This window comes from Mitsuokella multacida DSM 20544, assembly GCF_000155955.1.
GTDB lineage: Bacteria > Bacillota > Negativicutes > Selenomonadales > Selenomonadaceae > Mitsuokella > Mitsuokella multacida.
Genome location: NZ_GG697141.2, coordinates 108,040 through 130,857 on the forward strand (window position 1 = coordinate 108,040; position 22,818 = coordinate 130,857).

The 22,818-nt window shown below is 44.0% G+C and carries 22 protein-coding genes and 2 tRNA genes; all 24 read left to right on the forward strand.

Features of this window, described 5'->3' with window-relative positions; genetic code table 11:
- The first annotated feature begins 146 nt into the window (after positions 1-146).
- Positions 147-758: an HNH endonuclease signature motif containing protein gene (locus tag MITSMUL_RS12625; protein WP_005839002.1), complete on the forward strand. Its 612-nt coding sequence runs from the start codon at positions 147-149 to the stop codon at positions 756-758.
- A gap of 460 nt (positions 759-1,218) precedes the next feature.
- Positions 1,219-1,335: transfer RNA gene (locus MITSMUL_RS12630), tRNA-OTHER, on the forward strand.
- 6 nt (positions 1,336-1,341) lie between these two features.
- A tRNA-Thr gene (locus MITSMUL_RS00650) sits at positions 1,342-1,416 on the forward strand.
- A gap of 32 nt (positions 1,417-1,448) precedes the next feature.
- On the forward strand, positions 1,449-1,742 hold the full coding sequence (locus MITSMUL_RS00655) for a hypothetical protein (RefSeq protein WP_040635209.1): 294 nt from the start codon (positions 1,449-1,451) through the stop codon (positions 1,740-1,742).
- A 103-nt stretch (positions 1,743-1,845) separates the two neighbouring features.
- Entirely contained in the window at positions 1,846-2,493 is a 648-nt protein-coding gene (locus MITSMUL_RS00660) for a hypothetical protein (RefSeq protein ID WP_040635210.1), read from the forward strand.
- 11 nt (positions 2,494-2,504) lie between these two features.
- Positions 2,505-2,633: a hypothetical protein gene (locus tag MITSMUL_RS13090; protein ID WP_005839004.1), complete on the forward strand. Its 129-nt coding sequence runs from the start codon at positions 2,505-2,507 to the stop codon at positions 2,631-2,633.
- Positions 2,594-3,499 carry a Rha family transcriptional regulator gene (locus MITSMUL_RS00665; RefSeq protein WP_147653055.1) on the forward strand — a complete coding sequence of 302 codons (906 nt, stop codon included), beginning with the start codon at positions 2,594-2,596 and terminating at the stop codon, positions 3,497-3,499. The genes MITSMUL_RS13090 and MITSMUL_RS00665 overlap by 40 nt, the downstream gene beginning before the upstream one ends.
- Positions 3,500-3,529: 30 nt before the next feature.
- The gene (terL, locus tag MITSMUL_RS00670; protein WP_005839008.1) at positions 3,530-5,170 is read left to right on the forward strand and encodes a phage terminase large subunit; all 1,641 of its coding nucleotides are present in this window, start codon (positions 3,530-3,532) and stop codon (positions 5,168-5,170) included.
- Between the two features lie 34 nt (positions 5,171-5,204).
- Complete coding sequence (locus tag MITSMUL_RS00675) at positions 5,205-6,473, forward strand: phage portal protein (RefSeq protein WP_005839010.1); 1,269 nt, start codon at positions 5,205-5,207, stop codon at positions 6,471-6,473.
- Positions 6,474-6,511: 38 nt separating this feature from the next.
- A complete protein-coding gene (locus MITSMUL_RS00680; protein WP_248614793.1) occupies positions 6,512-7,390 on the forward strand; it encodes an ATP synthase subunit B family protein in 879 nt (292 codons plus the stop codon).
- Between the two features lie 170 nt (positions 7,391-7,560).
- A complete protein-coding gene (locus tag MITSMUL_RS00685) occupies positions 7,561-8,535 on the forward strand; it encodes a hypothetical protein (protein ID WP_244944605.1) in 975 nt (324 codons plus the stop codon).
- Positions 8,536-8,610: 75 nt separating this feature from the next.
- On the forward strand, positions 8,611-8,817 hold the full coding sequence (locus MITSMUL_RS00690) for a hypothetical protein (RefSeq protein WP_005839015.1): 207 nt from the start codon (positions 8,611-8,613) through the stop codon (positions 8,815-8,817).
- Complete coding sequence (locus tag MITSMUL_RS00695; RefSeq protein WP_005839016.1) at positions 8,814-9,383, forward strand: hypothetical protein; 570 nt, start codon at positions 8,814-8,816, stop codon at positions 9,381-9,383. Before MITSMUL_RS00690 ends, MITSMUL_RS00695 begins: the two co-directional genes overlap by 4 nt.
- Positions 9,384-9,409: 26 nt before the next feature.
- Positions 9,410-9,940: a hypothetical protein gene (locus MITSMUL_RS00700; protein ID WP_156779526.1), complete on the forward strand. Its 531-nt coding sequence runs from the start codon at positions 9,410-9,412 to the stop codon at positions 9,938-9,940.
- Positions 9,937-10,494: a hypothetical protein gene (locus MITSMUL_RS00705; protein ID WP_005839020.1), complete on the forward strand. Its 558-nt coding sequence runs from the start codon at positions 9,937-9,939 to the stop codon at positions 10,492-10,494. The genes MITSMUL_RS00700 and MITSMUL_RS00705 overlap by 4 nt, the downstream gene beginning before the upstream one ends.
- Entirely contained in the window at positions 10,491-10,892 is a 402-nt protein-coding gene (locus MITSMUL_RS00710; protein WP_005839022.1) for a hypothetical protein, read from the forward strand. The genes MITSMUL_RS00705 and MITSMUL_RS00710 overlap by 4 nt, the downstream gene beginning before the upstream one ends.
- 17 nt (positions 10,893-10,909) lie before the next feature.
- Entirely contained in the window at positions 10,910-11,653 is a 744-nt protein-coding gene (locus MITSMUL_RS00715) for a hypothetical protein (RefSeq protein ID WP_005839024.1), read from the forward strand.
- Positions 11,654-11,732: 79 nt separating this feature from the next.
- Positions 11,733-12,149 (forward strand): hypothetical protein, encoded by a 417-nt coding sequence (locus MITSMUL_RS00720; RefSeq protein WP_005839025.1) that lies wholly within the window; start codon positions 11,733-11,735, stop codon positions 12,147-12,149.
- 269 nt (positions 12,150-12,418) lie between these two features.
- Complete coding sequence (locus MITSMUL_RS00725) at positions 12,419-12,799, forward strand: hypothetical protein (RefSeq protein WP_005839029.1); 381 nt, start codon at positions 12,419-12,421, stop codon at positions 12,797-12,799.
- A gap of 77 nt (positions 12,800-12,876) precedes the next feature.
- Positions 12,877-14,994, forward strand: coding sequence for a phage tail tape measure protein (locus MITSMUL_RS00730; RefSeq protein WP_005839030.1), 2,118 nt, complete (start codon positions 12,877-12,879; stop codon positions 14,992-14,994).
- 251 nt (positions 14,995-15,245) lie between these two features.
- Positions 15,246-20,156, forward strand: a complete 4,911-nt coding sequence (locus MITSMUL_RS00735) for a CHAP domain-containing protein (protein WP_040635216.1) — start codon at positions 15,246-15,248, stop codon at positions 20,154-20,156.
- 764 nt (positions 20,157-20,920) lie between these two features.
- Positions 20,921-21,613 carry a hypothetical protein gene (locus MITSMUL_RS00740; protein ID WP_005839035.1) on the forward strand — a complete coding sequence of 231 codons (693 nt, stop codon included), beginning with the start codon at positions 20,921-20,923 and terminating at the stop codon, positions 21,611-21,613.
- On the forward strand, positions 21,613-22,029 hold the full coding sequence (locus tag MITSMUL_RS00745; RefSeq protein WP_005839037.1) for an NlpC/P60 family protein: 417 nt from the start codon (positions 21,613-21,615) through the stop codon (positions 22,027-22,029). The genes MITSMUL_RS00740 and MITSMUL_RS00745 overlap by 1 nt, the downstream gene beginning before the upstream one ends.
- Before the next feature lie 17 nt (positions 22,030-22,046).
- On the forward strand, positions 22,047-22,817 hold the full coding sequence (locus MITSMUL_RS00750; RefSeq protein ID WP_005839038.1) for a baseplate hub domain-containing protein: 771 nt from the start codon (positions 22,047-22,049) through the stop codon (positions 22,815-22,817).
- Position 22,818 lies beyond the last annotated feature (1 nt).

Genomic DNA, 22,818 nt, shown 5'->3' on the forward strand with positions numbered 1-22,818 from the left:
TCAGTTCGATTCTGAATATCTCCGCCATTGATATGTTTTTTAATACTTGGTGATGAATATTGACAAAATACGATTATAGTAGAGAGAACTTAGCTAAAATAGTCTCTCAGTCTGAATCTATTTCTGATGTTGCAAGAGCCTTAGGAATGACTACGAAGGGTGCAAACCATAATACGTTAAAAAGAAAAATTAACGAATTTGATTTGGACACAAGTCATTTTAAAGGGAAAGGATGGAGCAAGGGCAGGAGCCTTGAAAAAGTACCTATAGAAGATTATTTAAATAATACCAGAAAAATATCTTCATGGAAATTAAAAAATAGACTTCTAGAAGAGCATTTGAAAGAAAATGTTTGTGAAATATGCGGCATATCAGAATGGAATGGAAAGCCAATTTCTTGTCAACTACACCATAAAGATGGAGATAATACTAATAATTCATTAGATAATCTACAAATGTTATGCCCCAATTGCCATAGTCAAACAGATAATTTTGCAGGGAGGAAAAATCGTAAACATAGTGCGAGGAGACGTAAGCATATATCAAATATTGATAGAGCACTAACAAAAGAAGAACGGAGTAAGATAAATCAACACCCTCGACTAGGGCTTAGACGGGTAGCTAGGCCAAGCTATTTACAATTTAAGAAAGAATTAACGGAATTTAATAATAACTATTGTGCGATGGCAAGAAAGTATGGTATTTCTGATAGTGCTATAAGAAAGTGGGAGAAATCCTATAAAAAATATGGGGTTTAGGTCCTGCATCCGTTGGTTCGAATCCAACCACTTCTGCCAATATGAAATTACATGAAATAGCCATCGGTATGTCTGTGAACAGAATCCGTAGAATGGGCGTTGGCATTCCTAGACCTTGCGGAGGGGTCTATAATATCTAACCGTAAATGTCATCGGGGTTTTCACAGGGATTCCGATGACTACATAGATTATTACACTGTATGCATAAAAGCATGGTTCGCTATGAGAATCATTGCTAACCCATATGGTGTTCATCACGGTGAGTCGGGGTAGCTCCCCATAGACAGGTTTCCATTCCTTCCCCTGTCAGCTCACCGTTATTTATGACAAGAACAAGGTTAACGCCTTGTGATTGCGAACATGATATGTGAAAGCTGAAAATTCAGCTGTAACCTATTTAGCTCGTCCGCAACAATGCGGAATCGAGTATCTGGGGTCGTAAGACGCGACCCCTGCTTATGTCGTAGTAGCTCAAGGGATGGACATTCCATCTGTGGCGAGAGCAAAGGAGCATATGCTTAACGAGGTGCACATCGTTAATTAATCCTTGATACGGGTTCGAGTCCCGTCTATGGCTTATTATGCCAATGTGGCGCAATGGTAGCGCAGCGCACCTGTAATGCGAAGGTTGTCAGTTCAATCCTGACCATTGGCTCCATTAAAAAACAATACACAGAAAGGGTTTATCATATGGATGACTACAGAGTACCAACGGATGAACAGGAGACAGTTATTCAATTTGACCGCAATGGCACGGTTTGCCATGTCTATACAACAGACCTCACTGTGATGACAAAGCTTGATAAGAAATACAAGCGTGTCAAACAGGATTATGTTAATAGAAAGCCCATTGCGGCGTACTATGAGTTTGATAAGAGACTACTGTCGTTTCGCTCTAAGGTAATGAAAAAGAATCTTTCCGATGAAGAAAAGAAAAAAGCTAGAGAACAATTAGCGAAGAACAGAAAAATGAAAGGAAAGTAATTTCAATTCTATGTCAAATTTTTAGGTAATACAACCTATATTTGCCTTGTCCTTCCGTTGGCCTATATAGTTAGACCTATTGGAAAAACAAGGAGGAATTTCTATGGCAAACAAGCATCCAGTGCCACCACCACCGAGAATCAATCGAGCAGACCATCCGCATTTTGAATCTGCGGGTATGACATTGGTCGAACAGTACAACCTGACAAACCTTGTCCGTGAAAAGCGCATGCAGGGCATGAGTTACCGTGAGTTGACGGATTACATCAATAACACAAAGGGACTCATTCCGAACAACTATAAGATTTCACACAATTCTATTGCGCGTTACTGTAGAGACCACGGACTTGGCGGGGATGTCTCTGAGCAATCCAATGATGAAGCTGTGAATGTATATAGAGAGAATTGTAAATCTCTCCATGACATCAACACAGCTCTCGATATCATCTCTGTACAACTCGATGAAATGAATAAACAGGTTGGCAAGGGTTCCGTCAATGTAAAGGACCTGAGTGTCATGATTAACTCGTTGGATAAGCTCACACTGCGCCGTCAAACGCTCACGGCATCCATCGGAGAGATGCAGGAGAAAGTATACAAATACGAGACGATCTCTCGTATCATTGGCACAGTGATGGCAAAGGTATCTGTATGGATTACACCAGAACAGTATGAAGAACTCAAAGATATGCTTCGCCAGGACCCGATTCTCTGTGAAGCATTACGTGAAGTTGCACCATCTAACATTTAAGGAGGATAACCATGTCGATGGAAGAGAAGAACAGGCGCATGAACCATGTGAAGAAAGGCAAAGATGTTCGGCGTACCGTGAAGAATAGAGAGGATAAGAAATGGGCGAAAAAGGAAATCATGCAGTACAAGACACGGTGATTGTTGATGGAGATGTCTATATGGACAGCCGTGTGATTGCATGGGAGTTGCACCGCGCTCACAAGGATATCCTCGAAAAGGTACGTAGGTACACAACGGATTCCCTTGATTCTTACTATATAGACAAACAAGGGAAAAGACGAACGTCATATCTTGTCTCTCGTGATGGTTTTATCTTGATGAATATACAAGGACGCGTCGATGAACGACTCAGGATTCTCCATCGTTATGACATGGCTAAATCCGTAACAACTATTGATAAACAGCTCAATGCATTACGTCACGATCTTAATGAATCTGGTGTTGTCCGTCCATGGATTAATCCAAGGTATCAGCTTGATAATCTCAAGTCCATCTACAAGGATGTGACTGGTGATGATACGCCGAGAGGTTTCTATGATTCCATCGGTGATTGGATGGGTATCAATGTACCCTATAGCCATCGTTTGAAAATCACTGTACGGGATTGGATTTTACAGAATATCCCGATTGAGAAAATCAAGGAATTCGTCACAGGTATTCAATCACACACCATTGTCCGTAGCGAACGAGGGCATTGGATTTGTCTTGGCGGATTCGACAACAACACCGTTGAATGGGACAAGATTGTCAATGAATTCCATGGAAAGTGCGCATACTGTGGCGAAGAGAAGCCATTGTTGCCAGAGCATATCATTCCGCAAACAGTGCTCAGTAAGGAGCATCCAGAGCTTGTCGATAGGATTCAGAATGTTGTTCCTAGCTGCTCTGATTGTAACCATAGCAAATTACGGTACAACTGGGAGCGATGGTTTAAGAGTCAACCATTCTATACAGAGTCCCGTTTCAATGCGATAAAAAGACATATTAACAAATACAAGATGTAAGGGAGGTGTCAAAGATTGTCCACTGATATTATGAAGGAAATCTTTGGTAATTCCCTTAGACGCACGGGAGAAAAAGAGACCCCTAAAGACCGAGCAGCGCACGACTTTCAGTTTTTCTGCGAGTATTATCTAGCTGATTACTTTACATCCCCATGGAGTGAAGCGTTCCACAAATGGCTTATACACAAATACGAAGACATCATCTTCAATCACAAGGATGAACAGAACAAGGTCTGCGTCTCGTCCCCACGAGGTCATGCTAAGTCAACCTTGTCATCTTTTGCGTTTGTCCTCTGGTGCGCGTTGTATGGCTATAAGAAGTTCATCGTTATCATCTCGGCAACGGCCATTGTTGCTAAACAGTTCATCCTGAATATCCGTGATGCGATTGAATTTAATCCATTGATTAAGCGTGATTTCGGCAGTCTCAAGAATGATAGTCTGTGGAACTCTCAGGAGCTGCTTCTTCGTACTGGTGCTTATATCATCTGTAAAGGCGCAAACGCACAGCTCCGTGGACTTCAGTTTGGCGGCACTCGTCCTGACCTGGCACTCCTTGATGATATGGAGTCCCAGGAAGAAGTCGATAGTCCAACACAGGTTGATTCATTGGAACACTGGTTGACAGCAGATGTCATCCCGATGCTTTCCGTTGATGGAGACGCGATCTTCATCGGAACGGTACTGAGTTACAACTCTGTTCTCTGGAGACTCCTGACAGAAGCAAGGTTTGCATCGTGGGAGCGCAAGAGATTCCAAGCAGTCATTGAATTTTCTCCGAGCAACCTTTGGGCTGAATGGGAAAGCATCATGACAGACCTGTCACGCGGTGACAATGCCTATCGAGAAGCCAAGAATTTTTACAACGAACATAAAGAAGAGATGCTTGATGGTGCTAAAGTTCTTTGGCCTGACCAGAGAAAGGACCAGTACCTGTACCTCATGGAAAAGCGCTTGGAATCCGAGGAGTCCTTTGCTAGTGAGTATCAGAATGACCCGATGACAGAGAATCTTCGTGTATTCAAAACAGAGTGGCTTGAGAACAACTATTACGAGGAGACTCCTGATATCAAAGAGGTCAACATTGCGCTTGACCCTGCTGTCAGTACGTCCCGTACCGCAGACTATTCGGTCATCCTTGTATTAGGGCGAGGAACAGACAATTACTTCTATGTACTTGAGTGCGATGCTCAGAAGAGAAGCGGCGACAAGCTCATTGATGATGCAAAGAAAATTATTGCAACATACTATAGATATCGTCCGAAGATTATCTGTGAGACCAATCAGTTTCAGGCATTCTTCTCGACAACATTACAAAAAGACTTGATTGACTCTGGTATTTATTTGGAATGGATTGATGTCATGCATATGGGTAAAGATAAAAAGAAAACTCGTATCGAAAGCCTTGCGCCCCATATCCGTCAAGGCCACATCAAATTCAAGAAGGACCAGAGTTTGTTACTATATCAGCTGCGTATGTACCCTAGGACTCATGATGATTGCCCTGATGCACTCCATATGGCAATCAGTCCAATGCTCGAATCGTCAATCGCCAAGTTCTCCTTTGGCAGTTTTGGCGGCAACACGACACACAACGAGAACGGCTCTAGGATGACCATAAGGCAGCTCGGTGAACAATTAAAGAAATGGGGAGGTGAAACTTACGAATAAATTACAGAGATTCCTTGCATCCAAGATTCCATCCATGAAACTCTTGTGGACTGACCGATATGGCATGAATATCCCAAATGAGAATAAGGCACGGAAAATGACGTTACCTCCCCCAGACAAACGGAGACTCCGTAACCTCTCCCGTGAACCTATCGTGCGAAAAGCCATGAATATCATCAGTGATGCCGTGTCATCAATGCCATACACCATTGATGTGATTGCCCCAGGACGCAAGAAGTATGTCAAAGAGATTGCTGTGATTCAGAATATCATCGAGCATCCGAACGTCATTGATAGTCGGCGCAGCTTCACGAAGAGAATCATGGACGATGCACTGGTCTTAGATGCGATGGTTGTTGAAGCGGCCAAAGGAAGTGACCGTAATCATCCCATTTACCTTTACCCTGTAGATGCAGGGACAATCAAGCTGCTTGAACCATGGGATTACACGAATCCGCATGGATTCCGCTATGTACAGGACCAAGAGCATGGTGCTCAGAAGTTCACGGCAGACACGATCTTCTATGGCACTCGTCAGAATTTCACGGATACACACTATGGCTGTTCTCCTGTCCGCTATGCATACAAATACATCAGTGATTACATTGAAGCCTGTGCAAGAGCTAACGATATTGCGACGAATACAACGTCGAGCTTTATTGTCGGACTCAAGGATGCAACTCCAGAGATGGTTGAGAAGTTCCGTGACTACATGACAAATGAGATTGAAGGTACAGGTCATATCCCTGTCGTTGGTGGTACGGATATTGATAGTAGGCAGATTCGTAGCATCAACAAGGACAACCTTGGTATCGACTGGATTGACAGGCTGACAAAAATCATTGCTATGTCTTTCAGTATCCCTCCTGAAGAACTCGGTATTACCATTCAGAACGATAGAAGTACTGAAGATGACCGTGATAACTCCATGACAGAGGGTGCAATCAAACCATACGCCTATCTCCTTGAGGACTTGTATAACAACTACGTCATTGCAAAGATGGGACTTGGTGGTGTACTAAAATTCCGATTCATCCATGAGGATAGTGAGAATCAGAAAACAGCAAAGAGTACACGGCTTGTCAATGAATATAAAGCTGACCTTATTACGGAGAATGAGTTCCGTACACTTTGCGGATACGAAGAGAGTCAGTCGAAATACGCCAATATGACACACGTTGAAAAGACAGCTAATCTCAATGTTGACCTTGGAATCGCAGGCGGTGGCGGCTTCAATGGTGTTGGTGATGTTAAGAATACAACAAAAGATGATGGTAGCAAGAAGGATGGTGATAGTGGTTGAGTAAAGAATTGATGAAGAGTTCCTTGACAGAAGTCACAATGTCCTCGGAACTTGGTAAGATGGTTATCAATGGCTGCATTACGAAGATTGGCAAAGCATCTACTGGTGCTCCTTGTGGTACTGATGGAAAGCTCGCTGTGTTTACCGCAGAATCTATTAAGAAATGCGCCGATACATTCGTCGGTATGCCATTGAACTGCACATATCCTGATGGATGGTTTGCAGATGGTACGGATTTGTTTACGAATCACGGCGATATGAACATTGGTTATATCCGCAGTGTTGAAGCGAAAGACGATAACCTTATGGCAGAAATCGTCGTATGGAAAGATAAATTCCCTGAAGAAGCATTCATGATTGTGAATGGCGCAGAAGCACTCGGCTTTAGCGTTGAGTGGTATGCAACGCAGACACATGAAGATGAAGAAAATGTCTATATGGATGAATTTCAGGGTGCTGGCTGTGCAATCCTTTGGAAGAACTGCGCAGCTTTTAGTGACACGTTTATTGAGACTCTTGCAGCAAGCAGAGATAAAAAGAATAGGAGTGATAATTCTATGAATGAACAGGAAAAGAAAGAGATTATCGACAGCATTATGGCTGGTTTGGATGAGAAGCTGAAAGGCTACGAGGAGAAAATTGGTGAGATCAAGGCGTCCGTCGAGAAGGTTAAGGGTGACGTTGATGAATCCGTAAAGGCTTCGATTGAGGAAGTCAAGGCAGATATGGAGAAGGCCAAGGATGAGTTCAAGGCATCTGTTGCTGTTCCGCAGCCGAAAACGCAGGAGCCTGCAAAGAACCCGTTTGAGGGTGGCGAGGAGAAGTCCAAGGAAGAGAAGATTGCAGAAATCAATGCTTCCAACATGTCTCTCGCTGATAAGCTCCATGAGATCACGAAGATTCGCTACGGTAAGTAATTTAGACTAACAGACAAGACTGTTGCATTTGCAATGGTCTTTTTTTATTGGAAAGGATGATGTGAATAATGAGTAATGGTGTACTTTTTAGTGCGGCTATCGCAACTACAGACAAAGGTCAGCCGATTAAGGCTGCATCGAATCCGATTAGCGTTTACAATGAAGACCATATGTTGGTCGTCGGGGACTATGACAAGGTCCTCCATGATTATCTGAAACGTGACTTTGCACTTGCTGTTAAGGTCAACAGTGTCCGTGCATCGGGCTATCCGCATGTATGGAATGAGCAGAAGGGTCTCCCTGCAAATACGCAGGCTGTTGACCCGAAGGTCGGCTTTGGCACGACGGATGCTCCGTCTTATCGTCCGAAGACGCTCTCCACGGAATACAAGCGTGATAACTGGAAGCAGGCATTTGCTCGTTGCTATTCTACGGGTATCCGCTATGATTACTTCACGCGCCAGATGGAGAATAACTACGGTACGTTCGAGAATCTGACCGAGAAGGACTACAACGACATGTTCGTTGACTTCACGAAGACTACGTGCAATGACTTCTGGAATGGCGCAACGAAGTTTGACGCAACGGATGCATTTACGTACTACGGTGTTATCGCTCAGATTTCTGAGAATAAGGACAATGTTACGGCTATTGCTGATGGCACGAAGATTGCCGATGCACTCAACACGAAGATTGCAAACCTCATGGCTCGCCTTGACTACACTGGCTACCCGGATGTCATTGCAATGAACCCTGCAACGTATGACATTCTCATCAAGGAAGAAGCAGAGCGTTCCCTGTATCAGCGTGATATCACGACGGAAATTGTCCCGGGCGTCAAAGTTCCGGCATTCTTCACACCGATGGGCAAGCTCCCGATTGTCCTTACGCCGTTCATTAAGCCGACGGTTGATTCCTCCGCTGGTACGACGAAGCACCAGATCGTTGCAATCAATTCGGCTATGATTGACCGTATCTGGCTCTTTAATGACGCCCCGAAGGTCTATGAGATTGCTAACCCGGAGCTCCCGCTTGCAAATGACCGACTCCTCACGGATAAGTTTGTACTCGACTTTGCCAACTACATCGTCCATGGTGTTGACACGGGTATGCACTTCATCCTCACGAAAACGGTGAAGAACTGATAACTAAGTGAAATCGTCGCTTGGCATTCAACCAACAAATAAACAAACCATGCGGCTTTTATAGGAGGTAGTTAGATGGCAAGAACAGCAAAAGCAGCAGCAACAACGGAAAAGCCAGTTGTTGAAGCAACGGATAAACCAGTGGAGTGTGAAGTGAAAGACTTTTTGAAATCTCATGGTTCTATCATGCTTGGCACTCACTTCATTCCGATTGTTGGTGGTAAGGTCAAAATCAGTGCAAAGACAAAGGAAATCTTTGAGAAAAGTGGGTTCCTGAAATGAAAACGTATCTGACTGAGGATGAAATCCCCCTGTACTGTGGCCTTATCAGTGGCGTCAAGATGGAACACATCGAAGCGGCTACAACGCTCATTGATGCATTTAAAGGACGTTCATTTTATCCAATGGAGCATACAGAGCGTGTTGAGTTGAAGCATAAGCGTGTAGACCATGAATTCCGTGGGAAACTCAAGCATTTTCCTCGTGTTTCCATTGAGAAGGTCACGGCAAAGACACATGGGTTTTTTGGAGATGACACATTGACTCTGAATGCAGACACACTGGATTTCGACGATGATGAGTCCCTGTATTTTACCTTTGAGTTCCCTCAGTCGTTCATGTTCCGTAAGCCACCGAAGTATCTTAAGGTTACTTATAAGAGTGGTTATGCGGAAATCCCAGAAGCAGTAAAGCGGGCATGTGGAATCCTTGCCTGTAACATCAAGCAGATGGGCGGTACATTACGGTGGAAAAGCCGTGATGACTATGACGTCAAGGTAACACTTAGTGACTCTGGTGTGTTCTCTCCAGAGATTGAGAATATATTGCGAGGTGTAGAGATTCAATGAATGTACTGGCTTACTATACTGACCGAATGGAACCATTGACGAATGAACATGGAGCAACGGAACAAGCCCTGGTATTGCGCAGAGGTAAGACAATGAGTCCACAGACGATTGCAGACGGTAGAGTGATGCTTGTAGACCTTGGGACACAATTTGTTGGCGGTGATATCTTATCGCGACAGAATGGTGAGCAGTATTTCATCGTATCAAAACAGCAGAGTTCAGACTGTGTTCAGATTCAGGGTAAACGAGTGAATGCCCATGTCAATATCAGTGCATTAACGGACAAATATGTGAATCATAAAAAGGTTGGCACAGAAGAAACCGTGATTATTACGGACTGTCCAACGTATTATCAAGATGTGTCGGCGGCAATGCACACGTATGACGCAGGACTTTTACCGAAAACCGTGAAGCGCATCGTTATCCATAATTCTATCAAGGTGAAACTCCTTGACCGTGTTTCGTTCGGTGAACGGAACTATCAGGTAGACAACATTGATACGGCCAAGTATGTCGGATTGTATGAGCTGCAATTATCAGAGGATACACGACAATGAGTAATATTTCTAAGGCCGTCACTCAGTGGGCAAATAAGAATATCGCGGACATTAAGGGCGAATGGGGGAAATCAACCATTGAAGGTAACGCAGAAATAAATTTCAAGATCACGAAGGACAGCCCCGATGAAGTCACAGGTGAATTTACCGCGAGTGGACAGAAGATGTGGATGAATGAATATGGCTCTGGTTCTAGACTAGACCGTAGCAATCCGTTTTTATCCCAATACACCAGTTCATCGGTATTCAACAGGGAACGCCTAAATGATACTGGTTTTGAATATGCAATCCGTACAAGGCCGTCTGGTCATTACTACCAAGACCTTGATGGTAATAATCATAGAGGTTCTGGCATTGGTATGCCGCATGGACTCCGCCTTGAAAGTAAGACTACTTTTGGAGATATGGCAGTCAAGCCACATGAGCCTAAGCATACCATCAAAGAGACCTTGACTGGCAATACGGTATATAACGAACAATTCAAACAAGATTTATTGAATTCGTTTGGCGCAACAATACAAGAGTCCATTGCAAAGGTGGTGCGTAAATCATGAACGCATTTGAGTTTGGTAATGAACTCTGGAATCTATTCACGAATGACGAGACTCTGGTGAAGCTATTGGATGTCGATGTGGACGATGAATCATCGTATGTAAAGCACTATCGACAAGAAGATGTAGCACCAGAGCTTTTTAATGTGGAGAACTTGCCGTCCATTGCATTTTACTTTGCAGACGCAGGCTCTACCGTGAATGACTATTTGAATCTCGGACTTCTACGTATTGACATCTACACATCTTATCGAGATGACGTAGAGCCAATCCGTAAACGTATCGTTGATATCATCCACGAGAGATTCGACGAGCGTGTCCGTGCGGAAGGACAGAGGAGTTCGGGTATCACCAATGTATACAAATATAGACTGGAGTTTACTCCATTGATTTTCACATGAGAAAGGATGATGTGTAGATGGCAGTTAAAGACCTTCTGAATAAAGGACTGCTCCTGCATGGTATTGGTGCAGGCGTTCTGAAGAGTGTCACTGGCAAGATCGCTGAGATGACTACTTCCCAGAGCATGAATATGAACATTACGGCAACGACAGAGGATGTCTATGGCGGTGACGGCCTGTTCCCGCTCTATACGTACATTTCCAAGAAGGAAGGTACGGTTGAGATTACGAACGCTGAGTTTAAGCTCTCTCAGGTACAGATTGCACAGGGTACTAAGATTACGGCAACGGGCAATAAGCGTAACTACCGTGTCCTCATCACGAAGGACGATAAGCAGCTCATCAAGGACGGTGCTCTGACTGGTGTTGAAGCCCTTGCAGTCATCGGTCCGGATGGCAACGATGCATCGGCTGCTGTTACGGTCACGGATACTGGCGCTGTAACCTTTGGCGAAGCTGCGGTTGCCGGTGAGTATGTTGTATGGTTCAAGGCAACGGATGCTAACAGTGTTAAGGCCGAGATGCTCAAGAATGCAATGCCGGAAGTTGCAACGTTCAACTGGATGTTTACCACGGAGGATTCCGAGGGCAACAAGTATCAGATTGATATCTATGCTCGCCGTGTCCGTGCTGATGGCGAACTCAAGATTGAGACGGCTCGTGACAAGGCAACCACTCCGTCCCTCAAGATTAAGATTCTTGACCCAGGTGATGGCCATGATGACTTTGCAGTTGTCACGATCACGCCGCTTGCTGCTTGATGATTTAGTAGCTTAACTTTGGGACTGACTACGGTCAGTCCTTTGTTTAAACTACCAAGTTACAAGGAGGTAACAATACATGGCAGAAGAAAAGAGTAACGATAATGTCATTGGACTCTATGAGATTGTCCGTGACCGCTATGGCAAGAAACATAAAGTATATAGTGCAAAGTTCAAGGACTTGCATACGATTATGAATTTCACTCAGCATTACAGCCCAGATTCCTTTGGCCTCTACATGCTTGCCCCTGTGATTGACAAGGATGGCGAGGTAGACATGGATGCAGAGGGCAACATCAACTATGACAACGGATTCTATGATGACCTCATGGAGATGATTGAGATGGCACTTGACCATCGTGAGACTCGTGAGCAGATCGAAGAATGGCTCGATGTAGAGGTTGCTCGGAATATCATCATGGTCTATCTTCGCGTTTCTCAGTTTAAAAAAAACAATCCATTAAATCTGGAGAAGAGACTCATTGGCGAAATCTGATTGCAAGCCTTGTTCAGAACACGAGTCTCAACGTACATGACATTGAGGAACTTCGTATCAATGAAATGGAGGACCTGTTGCAGGGTATCAGTGAGAATAACGAGGAACTGAATAAGAAGTACGGCAATGGTGGCAAGGAACAGCTTGAAGGTGATGATGCTATCCATGCACTCCTTGGAAAATAACTGTTGACAACTTTTGATATACGACGTATAATCGAAGAAAACAAGGAAAAAATGTTAATAGTTGTGTAAAGGAGGATTACAAAAATGAAGCGGCTACTCATCATTTTCATGACATTATTCGCATTCTCATCAGTATGTTTCGCAGATGGCAATGAAGACGTATTGGATCACGATGAACAGTTTGCGTATGATTGTATTGACAAGTGGTATACCTTCCTAGATAATAGCAAGGTACGTTTCAAAGCAGTCGATGCAACAGACAAGGACAACGTCGAAAAAGGATTATGCGTAATATCCTTGGAAGTACCTAATCAGTTCGGTGGAATGTCATTCAGAAACTACTGGTTCCAAGACGGAAAACCAGATTCAGTATACGACGGCATCGGTGACAGCGATGTTTGGAATAGGTTCGATATAGCAAAGATGAACAGGGTGTGGAAGGAAAAACATCCACCCGAGCAGTGAATATACAATAGAATAACGAAAAGGGGTATCATGGTAAAACATGGTATCCCTTATTTTTTTATGTTTGGAGGGATAAAATGGCAGATAAACAACAGTTGGTATATGAGATTAATATCATTGCCAACGGTACGGATAAAATTGAGGGTGTCAAGAAGTCCCTCGAAGGTGCAAAAGACCTTGTCGATAAAATGAATAACACCAACCTCAAGATTGGTGTCAACGGTGATTTTGAGTCGAAGATGCACACGATTTCGCAGGACTTGCGTGAGGTCAGACGTGGCATTGAATTGCTGAACAAAGGTGCGACCATTAATATTTCTGGCGTACCTCAGACAGAACAGTCGCTTCGTGCTTTAGAGAAGACCTTAGAGGATACGCTGAGAAACATCAAGGCTACTTCTTTCAACAACGTTGCTAATGACATGGCAAAACTGCAAGAAGCCGCAAAGAAAGATAGTGATGCCATTGACAAGCTAATGAAGAAGTACGAGAGACTAACGCAGACATTCAATAGTGCAACGCAGAACCGCAAGGTCATTCCTGAGTCAACATGGTATAACCGCAGGGACTCTCTTGATGGTGTCATTGCAAAACTCAGGGAATACGGCATTGTTCGTGACAACGTATACCGTAGCGAACAGTATGCCACCCATAAGTCATCCATTGAAGGATACATTCAGGCACAGAAACGCCGTTTGGAGCTAGAGAGCCAGATTGAGAAGGTCATTGATAGACAGACAGTTGCCATGGAGCGTGGCCAGCAAGTTAAAAAAGCTGACTTTGATTTATCCATGAGACAGCTACAGCAGCTCCTTGCTGAATACAACAAGCTTGGTGGAACCAAACAGTTTACATCTCCGTTCTCTGCATTTAAAACGTCCAGTGAACAGAACAAGGCTATCATGGCACAGAACGCCGAAGCATGGTCTACGGGACTCAAGACATATTCTCAGGAGCTATCACGATTGATGGCACTGCAAGAGCAGATGTACATCCTTTGGCGTCATGATGGTACACAAGAAGCACGAGAGAACCTTAATAAGCTCGCTGAGAGTATTGCAAAAGTCCGTGCGGAACAAGAAGCCTATCAGAACTCGACAAGACCTGTGACTCAGCCCGTAGACCCGTCAACGAAATGGGCAGAGGGACTCCAATCGTATACACGTGAACTCCGTAGACTTGAAGAGGTACAACAGAAAGTCTTTGCGGCATGGAAGAGTGACCCAACGGCTGCTAATAAACTTGCATTGGATAATGTAAAGGCAAGCCTTGCGTCGGTACGAAAAGAGTATGAGGAATTCCAGAAATCCATTGGCAAAGCCGGAGCAAACATCAATAAAACCAATGGATATTTCACGTCGTTTACACAGAAGCTCCGTAGTCATCTTTATTGGATTACCGCAGGATCGTTGCTTGGAGCTGCCTTTGCTGTACCAACGGAGACATTCAATTCTCTTGTTCAACTCGATGAAGAGATGCATAACTTGGCAACGGTAATGCCACAACTTGAGGGACAATCCGAAGAAGCTGTCAAAAAATACCAGGCAGAGCAGCGAGAACTCATCAATACAGCCAGTGAATACGGTGCATCTGTAAAGGATGTCATGGAATCCGCACGACTCTGGGGACGTATGTACAAAGACCAAGCAACGGTCAATACACTGGTATCACAGTCGGCTAAACTTGCAGTTGCCGATAACTTCTCTATGGCAGAGTCGACGAAAGCCGTAGAAGCCGCAATGTTCCAGTATGGACTTGTTGCGAAAAACAGTGCAGAAGCATTGGCGTATTCTAATAAGATTGTCGATGTATATACAAAACTGTCACATAATGCCGGTGTTTCCGCACAGGACCTTGCAGCAGGCGTAGAACGCTCTGGTTCTGTCGCTAAACAGGCAGGAATCTCCTTTGAATTCCTCAATGCGCTCATTGCACAGGGCACTCGTGCAACGGCATTGAGTGGTGCGGAAATCGGTAATATGCTCAAGACAATGCTTGCATCGTTCAACAGTGATAAGGCTGTGAAGGAACTCAAGAAACTCGGCATTGCAACCACAGAGACAGTCAATGGCGTGAAAAAGGTACGTTCTGCGCAGGCTGTATTGATGGACGTTGCAGTTGCCGCGCAGGGAACTAATAAAGACCTGAAAGACCTCTGGATTCAAATGAGTGGCGGTAGACGATTTGCCGCATGATATAGAAATATATCATTAGTATGTTTTAATAACGGTTAAACTCCAATGGCAGGACAAGACCGTGGTAAAACCCATAAGGGGAACCGTAGAGACTACAAATAACCGCCTTAACATGTAATGGTGAAGGATGAATGTATAGTCCGATCTCACGATATAGCCAACAAATGAAACGTGAGAGCATGGCAGAAATGACCATGCCCGTAATTATAAGTCATGATAAATAGTCATGGCTTATTTTTATGAGTAACAACATGAAATTCCAGTGGGCAAAAGCAGCAGCAATGTTCAGTAACTATCAGGAAATCATCAAGAACTGGGGTCTCGCCGTAAACTCCATGGGATTTACTGATAATCAGGTAAAGAACCAGATGGATTCTCTGTCTCGCCGTATCAACAAACTCAAGGCTGACTTGACTGGCTTGGTTGCACAGGGTGGTAATAGCGGCTTAACGCAGTGGCTCAAGGAATGTGTCACGGAATTAGACAACCTCGCTAAGTTCTTATCGACAGTCAGCACATCTACATATCATTTCATTGGCAGCTTCACGAAGTTGCTCATGATTATGTATCTTGTAAATAAGGCAACGAGACTCCTGCGAACGTCATTGAATATGATTACAACTAGTGGTGCAACAGCGACGATTACTAGTATGTCTACGGCATTTGCATCGGCTACAACCACAGCAGAGGGACTGAGGGCTGCTATCATTGCACTGAGGCACTCCATTAATCTTCTGAAAGCCGCTGCAACGGTTGGTGTATCCATTGCGATTGACCTTGGGCTTGAAGCACTGACAGATTATATCGACAACACAACTAATGCCGTAGAAAAACAGACGGAAGCCGTGTCTAACGATATGGCTGTAAAGCGTCAACAGATTGAGATGTATAACCAACAAGAGGATTTCCTTGACGCATTGTTTGTTGCCCATCAAAAACTCACAGCTGAAATTGAGAGTTCTACAGTTAGCGACGAGAAGAAAAAGAAGTTACTTGAAGATCGTATTGAAACAGAGAACCAGATGGCAAATGTTGTTGGGGGGTCTGCAGTACAACAGATGCAAGCCGATAACTGGACGGATGCATCAACCAAAAAGGTAAGGGACAACTATGTAAATGCAACGGAAGCTAAGAAAAAATCCTTGGCGCAATTCTTGTCGGCAAAACAACAAGAAGCAGTTAAAAACTATAGAATTGCCACGGAGAACATGCAGAATTGGAAAGAAGAAACTGACCAATTTTGTAGGGCAACTGGCGACAAGATTAATGCACTACACGCATATGTATCTGCACAGGAATTAGTTGCCACGGTCGAGGAAAAGGTTCATCAATTACAAAAATCAAGTGCAGAACAAGGTCTTGAGAACTTCAAGCAGAAACAATATGAACTCAGTCAACTACAAAATGACCCAAACCATGAATGGACAAGTAGTGACCAAGAGGCATTAGATAATGCTAATCGCATGGTCAGCCGATTGAATGGCGATGTTGATAGACTAAACAAAGAAATATATAATGATAGACATACTATTCAATGGGAGCAGACAGGCGCGGAACTTGCAAAGGAAGAAGAAGCCGCAAGGAAAGCCTTTATGGATATAGGTGGAGCTAATCTTGTTAATCCTGGTGGCGTCATGAGTCCTGATGACTTTCTACAAAAGTGGGGTTCAGGAGAAGGCGCAGGTGGCGACGAGTATAACCATACACCAACCAGTAAGCAACACCATGAGCGCAAGAAGAAGGACCCGAATTATGTCAAGGAAGACTGGCAGTATGGAGACACGACTTCCCAGATGTTTGCAGAGCTGTCCAAGAAATTCGAGTCGAAGTTCGATACAAAGAATGGCCTTGATATGGCTACGTTGTCTGCTATCGTCACGAAATTGACTGGTATCAACACTTTGGACTTTGACGGGGTGTCTGACCCATTCGGTACTGGTGGACGCAATACATGGGAATCTGGACGTTTGTTTTATCAGAAGATGGCTCCGTATTTAGCACAGGGGCTCAGTGTGCCCCAAGCACTTGGCCATCTGACTCCTGGTATCACCGACGAGGAATGGAAGACATGGCTCGATGATAAAGCACTGTATCTCCGTAACAAATACAATTACACCAAGAATGACCAGAGATTCAGTGACCCTAATGAGCAATCAGGGGGACTCTATGACCTCGGTGGTGCACCTACGTCTGGTGGAGGAGACGAAGACTATGTCGGCAATGATGTTGATGAAGGCCACTTATGGGAACTTGCAGTCATAGCGGCTAATCAGGCAAAGGTTGTAAAGGACCCATTGTATTATTGGCTTATCATGATGCATGAGTCTGGACGAGGTAAAGACGGTACATCTGTAGCAAATCATAACTTCGCTGGTCTTGGTGGCGGTTCAGGAGTTGACATGCAGACCGATGCTAATTTTGCGAGCACTTTCGCTAGAACGCTCGATGGAATGTTTACGTCTGCACCGAACAATATTGGAGAACTTGTCTATGGCATGTATACTCATGGCTATTTCACAGGTGATGCTGAAGCATATCAGTCTGACCTTGAGGGGATTAAGAATGAAGGTCTCGTTAGCGGTGGCAACAACCAGGGCACTGGTGTATCGTCTGCACCCATTGGAGATGCTGTATATGACGAAGCATTAAAAGAGTCCGCAGAACGCAAAGGACAAGCCCTTGGCGCAAACACATGCGCTGCCTTTGTTTCTTATGTCACTCGCGGTATCGGTGCAAACACAGGTATTGATGACCCATTAGTTAAGAATTGGGTTGATAAGGCTCAAGCGAATGGCGCATGGGTTGATTCTTCTAGTGGACAGACAGCTCCTAAAGGCTCGTTGGTTGTATGGAGCCGCGAAGGAGAACAGGATGGTAATCCGTGGATGCATATTGGTATTTCCGATGGCCAAGGCGGTTGGATTTCTTCGGATACACACGGACTCAAGCATCACACTGGCCTTGATTCCTACTATAGTGGGAATGGATATAACTATGCTGGTTATATTGATATGGCAAAGTTAACTGGCGGACAGACTGTATCTGGGTATGCGACTCCAAGAAAGCCCTCCTTCTGGAATGGCCATAAGAGTTCCCTTGCTGACTTCACGAGAGACCAGATTGCAGAGACCATCTATGACCAAGACCGTCAGCAGAAACTCTATGAGGCTCGTAAGAAGAACTTTGAGTATCAGATGAAGATTCACGGTGAGACCTATGCATTACTTCGTGCTAACGATGCAAACGAGAAAGCATACTATGAAGCCTTAGAGAAGAACCGCAAGGGCTGGGCTGATAAATACGATGAACTCACAGATGCTATCTCTCAGAATCTTAATGAACACGTAGAAATCAAGCAGAAGCTCGACGGCAAGAATATCTTTGATATGCCACAGGATGAGCTGAATAAGCTCTTAGACCTGTCCAAAGGCGATGACCCAGAGCTTAAGCAACTCGTTGACAATCTGTTCAAGGTACGTGAACGACTCAGTAATACCGATAGTAAACTCGTTGAAGCCCGTACTGCTGAGAAGATTCGCAACGGTTATATGAACCCTGAACAAGATGAGGATTATAGGCTCAAACGTCTGGACAAATGGTATAACCGTACAACGGCCAATAAGACAGATGGAGAGAAGTATACGGATACTCATGAGTATTACCAAGCACAGCTTGAAATTTATGAGGAACGCCGTGCACGCCAAACGAAAAAGCTCATGGACATTCGTAGACGTGACCAAGAGCAGCTTGAAGACTACTATAACCAGATTGATGAGCTAGAGCATGGCAAGAGGAATGAAAAGGGCGAAGTCACACAGAAGGGACTTGACCAGTACAATGGTGATTCTTCAGATGAAGCCAAGGATAAGATTGCAGAGCTCAAGGCTAAAATCAAGGACCTCAAGGAGAACACCGACCAACTTGCAAAGCATGGCAGTGAGAATTTCCAGAAAGTACAGAAGGAAGTCGAAGATACCGAAGCGAAAATCCGTGAGATCGCTGAGAAAGACAATGAAGTCACGAAGAATCTCTGGGATACCATTGAGAATGATATTGATGATATGTTCTTCGATATTATCAAGCAGGGTGGTTCGTTCAAAGAGTCTTGGAAAAAGCTCTGGGATGACGTTGCCAAGATTGCATTGCAACAAATCATGCGCATGACGGTCAACAAATGGCTGTTCAAGATGCGCACGACGATTGACGATGCGATTGACAATAGGAATGCAGGGAAAAACGCTGCTATCAATGCAGGCGTCGGGCTTGCATCGAGGTTCACAACATCGCCAAAGAGATGGAATCAGGTTGCTACTGGTAATCGTTATCTTGATATGGCGAATGGCGTAACGAATGGCAACTTCTTCCCCATGAAATCCAGTGGTGCTTCTGATAAACTTGCGACGAATATCAATAAGTCCGTGCAGGCCACCAGTAAGCTCAGTAACGTCACACAAAAAGCAACTGCGCTTACCAACGTGTCGAATACATTGACGCAGACAGCAACTGCAAAGGGTGCATTGAATACTTCGGCTACCACAGCGCAGACTATGGCAACTCAGGCTAATACTTTGGCAATGCAGGCTAATACCGAGGCAAGGATAATGGCAGGAACCCCAATTACTCAGTTTGCCAATGGTGGCTCTATTTCCTCTCGTCTGCTTACCGCAGCATATGCTAATGGCGGCTCTATTCCAGGCTATGCAAGCGCAGGGCTTATCCGTGGAGCAGGCACAGGGAAATCCGATAGTATTCTTGCGTATCTTGCCAATAAGGATAAGTTTGTATACCTCTCTAATGGCGAATACGTCATGACGGAAGAAGCAACGAATCGCATCGGAAAAGACAATTTAGATGCCATGAATTACGGTAAATTTGCCGATGGCGGTGCGTTGAATCCAACTCCTTATGTCCCACAAATTTCCCCTAGAATTGCAAGGAGAATTGAGAATATCACACCGAATAATCCTAATGCACGCATGGAAAAACTCATGCAGGAGCAGACGGATACCATTCGGAATATGGGTAATTCCGATGGTTCTGGCAATGTGATTGTGTTGAATACACACGCATCTAGTGATGATGTTTTAAATGCAATCCAGAAGAATCCAAGGGCATTCCAGGCTATCACACAAAGACAGAAACGTCACGGTTTCCGTAGTTAAGATACTATAGCATGTATGCATAGGAGCTATATGTTTCTATGCATATTTCTATGGTATCTTGAAATAAATGTCCATCGGTAGTGTACAAAATATGCTGAGAAAACACATAGAAAAGGCATATGGGCGCATTAAATATGGCAAAAATAGAACATGCTTTAGAACGATAAGTAAAACTTTGATTAAACTTTCAAGATTTACCGAACAATATGCCCGAAAAAAGACATTATATATAGAGGGACAAATAAAGAGGGTATCATTGGATATACATTGAAACTCCATACAGACTTCGTGAACAACAATGGATGAAGCCTTAGAGATTTGACTTTGGTCCTTCCATTGAGATTCACGATAAGCTATGAGAGTAATGAATGGATACTGAATGGTTTTGACATTCTCCTGTTTATAAAATCATTTGCGATAGCAAATATTTACGAAGTAAATCCTTCAAGGAGATAACATTGAAAGCATTGTCCTTAAAGAAGCTATTGAGTAGTAGTTGAAATACTATGAGATATATCTCATAGACAAACAACGAAAATTCAATAGCTTCTTTTTGTACAATGAATCAAATATATCTCTTTGATTTGATTTGCTTACGCAAATACTTACTTCGTAAGTGATTTGTTTAATCAAGACAAGCATGTCCCTCCCATTCAAATAACATGAATATCATTGATGACAATGGATAGAACCTTAGTATTAAACCTTGGTTCCTCCATTGAATACAATGAATACCATGAAATACCAATGAAAGGAGGTATGGAATGGCCATTGATACATTCACACTGATTCCTTATGGAAAAGTCAAAATATCATATGCATGGTCATCCGATGAATATGAATCGGAGAATGGTACGAAACTCTATCGTCGCAAACGTATCCATGCAAAGAAAACATATAGCTTCACTATACAGGGCATCCGTGAAGACATGGATAAACTCATGGATTTTTACAATGCACATCATGGGCAGCTCGATCCATTCTTCTTTGAGTACGACGGAATCAAGGACTTGTGCTATTTCTCTAGTACACTTGCCGTAAAACAGACCGTAGCAATGAAAGAGATTCAGATGTTTTCCTGTGATGTTGCATTGGAAGTCAAAGCACAGTCCGTGTCTTATCCCGATGCATCAACCGATGATATATTGCCATCGCCATACAAGGACTTCACGCGGACGATTGACTGGAACGTCCAAGTGCTTGAAATGGGTGCTACGGATAGACGTGCGAAGTCCGATAGGAAGCACGAAAAGCTCAATGCAACATGGAGCGGACTGAAACCAGAGAGGGATACGATGATAAATCTATTCAATTCTCATTGTCGTGTTCCGTTAAAGATGGAGTATGACCATAATACAATCTCTGTGATTCTCCCAGATACAATGGAAATCACGGATTATCGTGAAGGACACAATATCGTTGGCTATGAGTGCCAGATGGAGGTGACAATCGTCTAATGGAAAACGTGAATAAATACATCGGGATTCCGCACTACTTCGGTGAGTCCTCATTCAAAAAATGTGACTGCATTGGTTTGTGCCGTTTATTCTATCGCAACCACGGATGGAGCCATCCGATTGAAGATGGGAAACCTGTAGACAAAGACCATTTTTCCGAACCATCAGTTTGGCGCAGATTGTATAAATATTGCCTACTCAATATGACTCAGGTGTTTTATGATGAACTGTCCTTTGGTGACTTTGTCATCTTCAAGATAGATGGTGATTTGCACACGGGAATCTATCTTGGGTATGGTGATTTGTTATCCATGCAGGTTCCAACGGTATACGGTGCGTCCACATCGACAATCTATCATCGTGCATGGTGGACACCGTTCTTCAAGTATGCATTTCGCAAGGAGGGATTATTTTGATAACGTTACCAGTCTCTATGGCAAAGGCAAAGGAATCTGGTAATCCATTTTTCATTGAATTATATATCTTGCAGCTCCGCGATGGCGTCATGCGTATTGCTGCGACAGACGAGAATGTTCTGTTCAACAACGAGGAGTACACAGCAGTCCCATTTCAGCGTGGAGAAATCACGACAAGCATGGATAATCTCACGGACTCCTGTGAGGTATCTCTTGGTGACTGTACCTATGAGGCTCTGCGGTATGTCATGGAGGGCTTCGACTTCCGTGGCTGTAATGCTATCATCTTCCGCATCCAGTATCCAGACTCATTGAAGGACCCGACGATCTTCCAACCAGTCTTTGCAGGATACATTGATGAACCATCGTACACCAATGGTGAGTTCACATGCAAGGTCAAGAGCAGGCTCCCTGAGATTGAATGTCCGAACCGTGACTTCCGCCTTGCTTGTAACAGTGAGTTTGGCGATGAAGAGTGTGGCATGAGTCTTGCAGAAGAAACCATGACTGTCCAGAGCGTATCTTCGAATAACGTGACACTCGACAAGAGTCACGCAGACAACTATTGGAAAGACGGTGTGATTACCGTTGGGGGCGAGTCGAGAATCGTTGTACAGTCCTCTGGCAATACCGTGACACTCAATGTCAATTTCGTGCAGGATATCACAGGACATTCCGCAACGTTACGCAGAGGTTGCAATAAGACCGTCGATATGTGTCGCGCGTATAACAACATGAAACACTTCAGTGGATTCCCTGCAATTCCATTTGAAAATAGTTACCATTAAG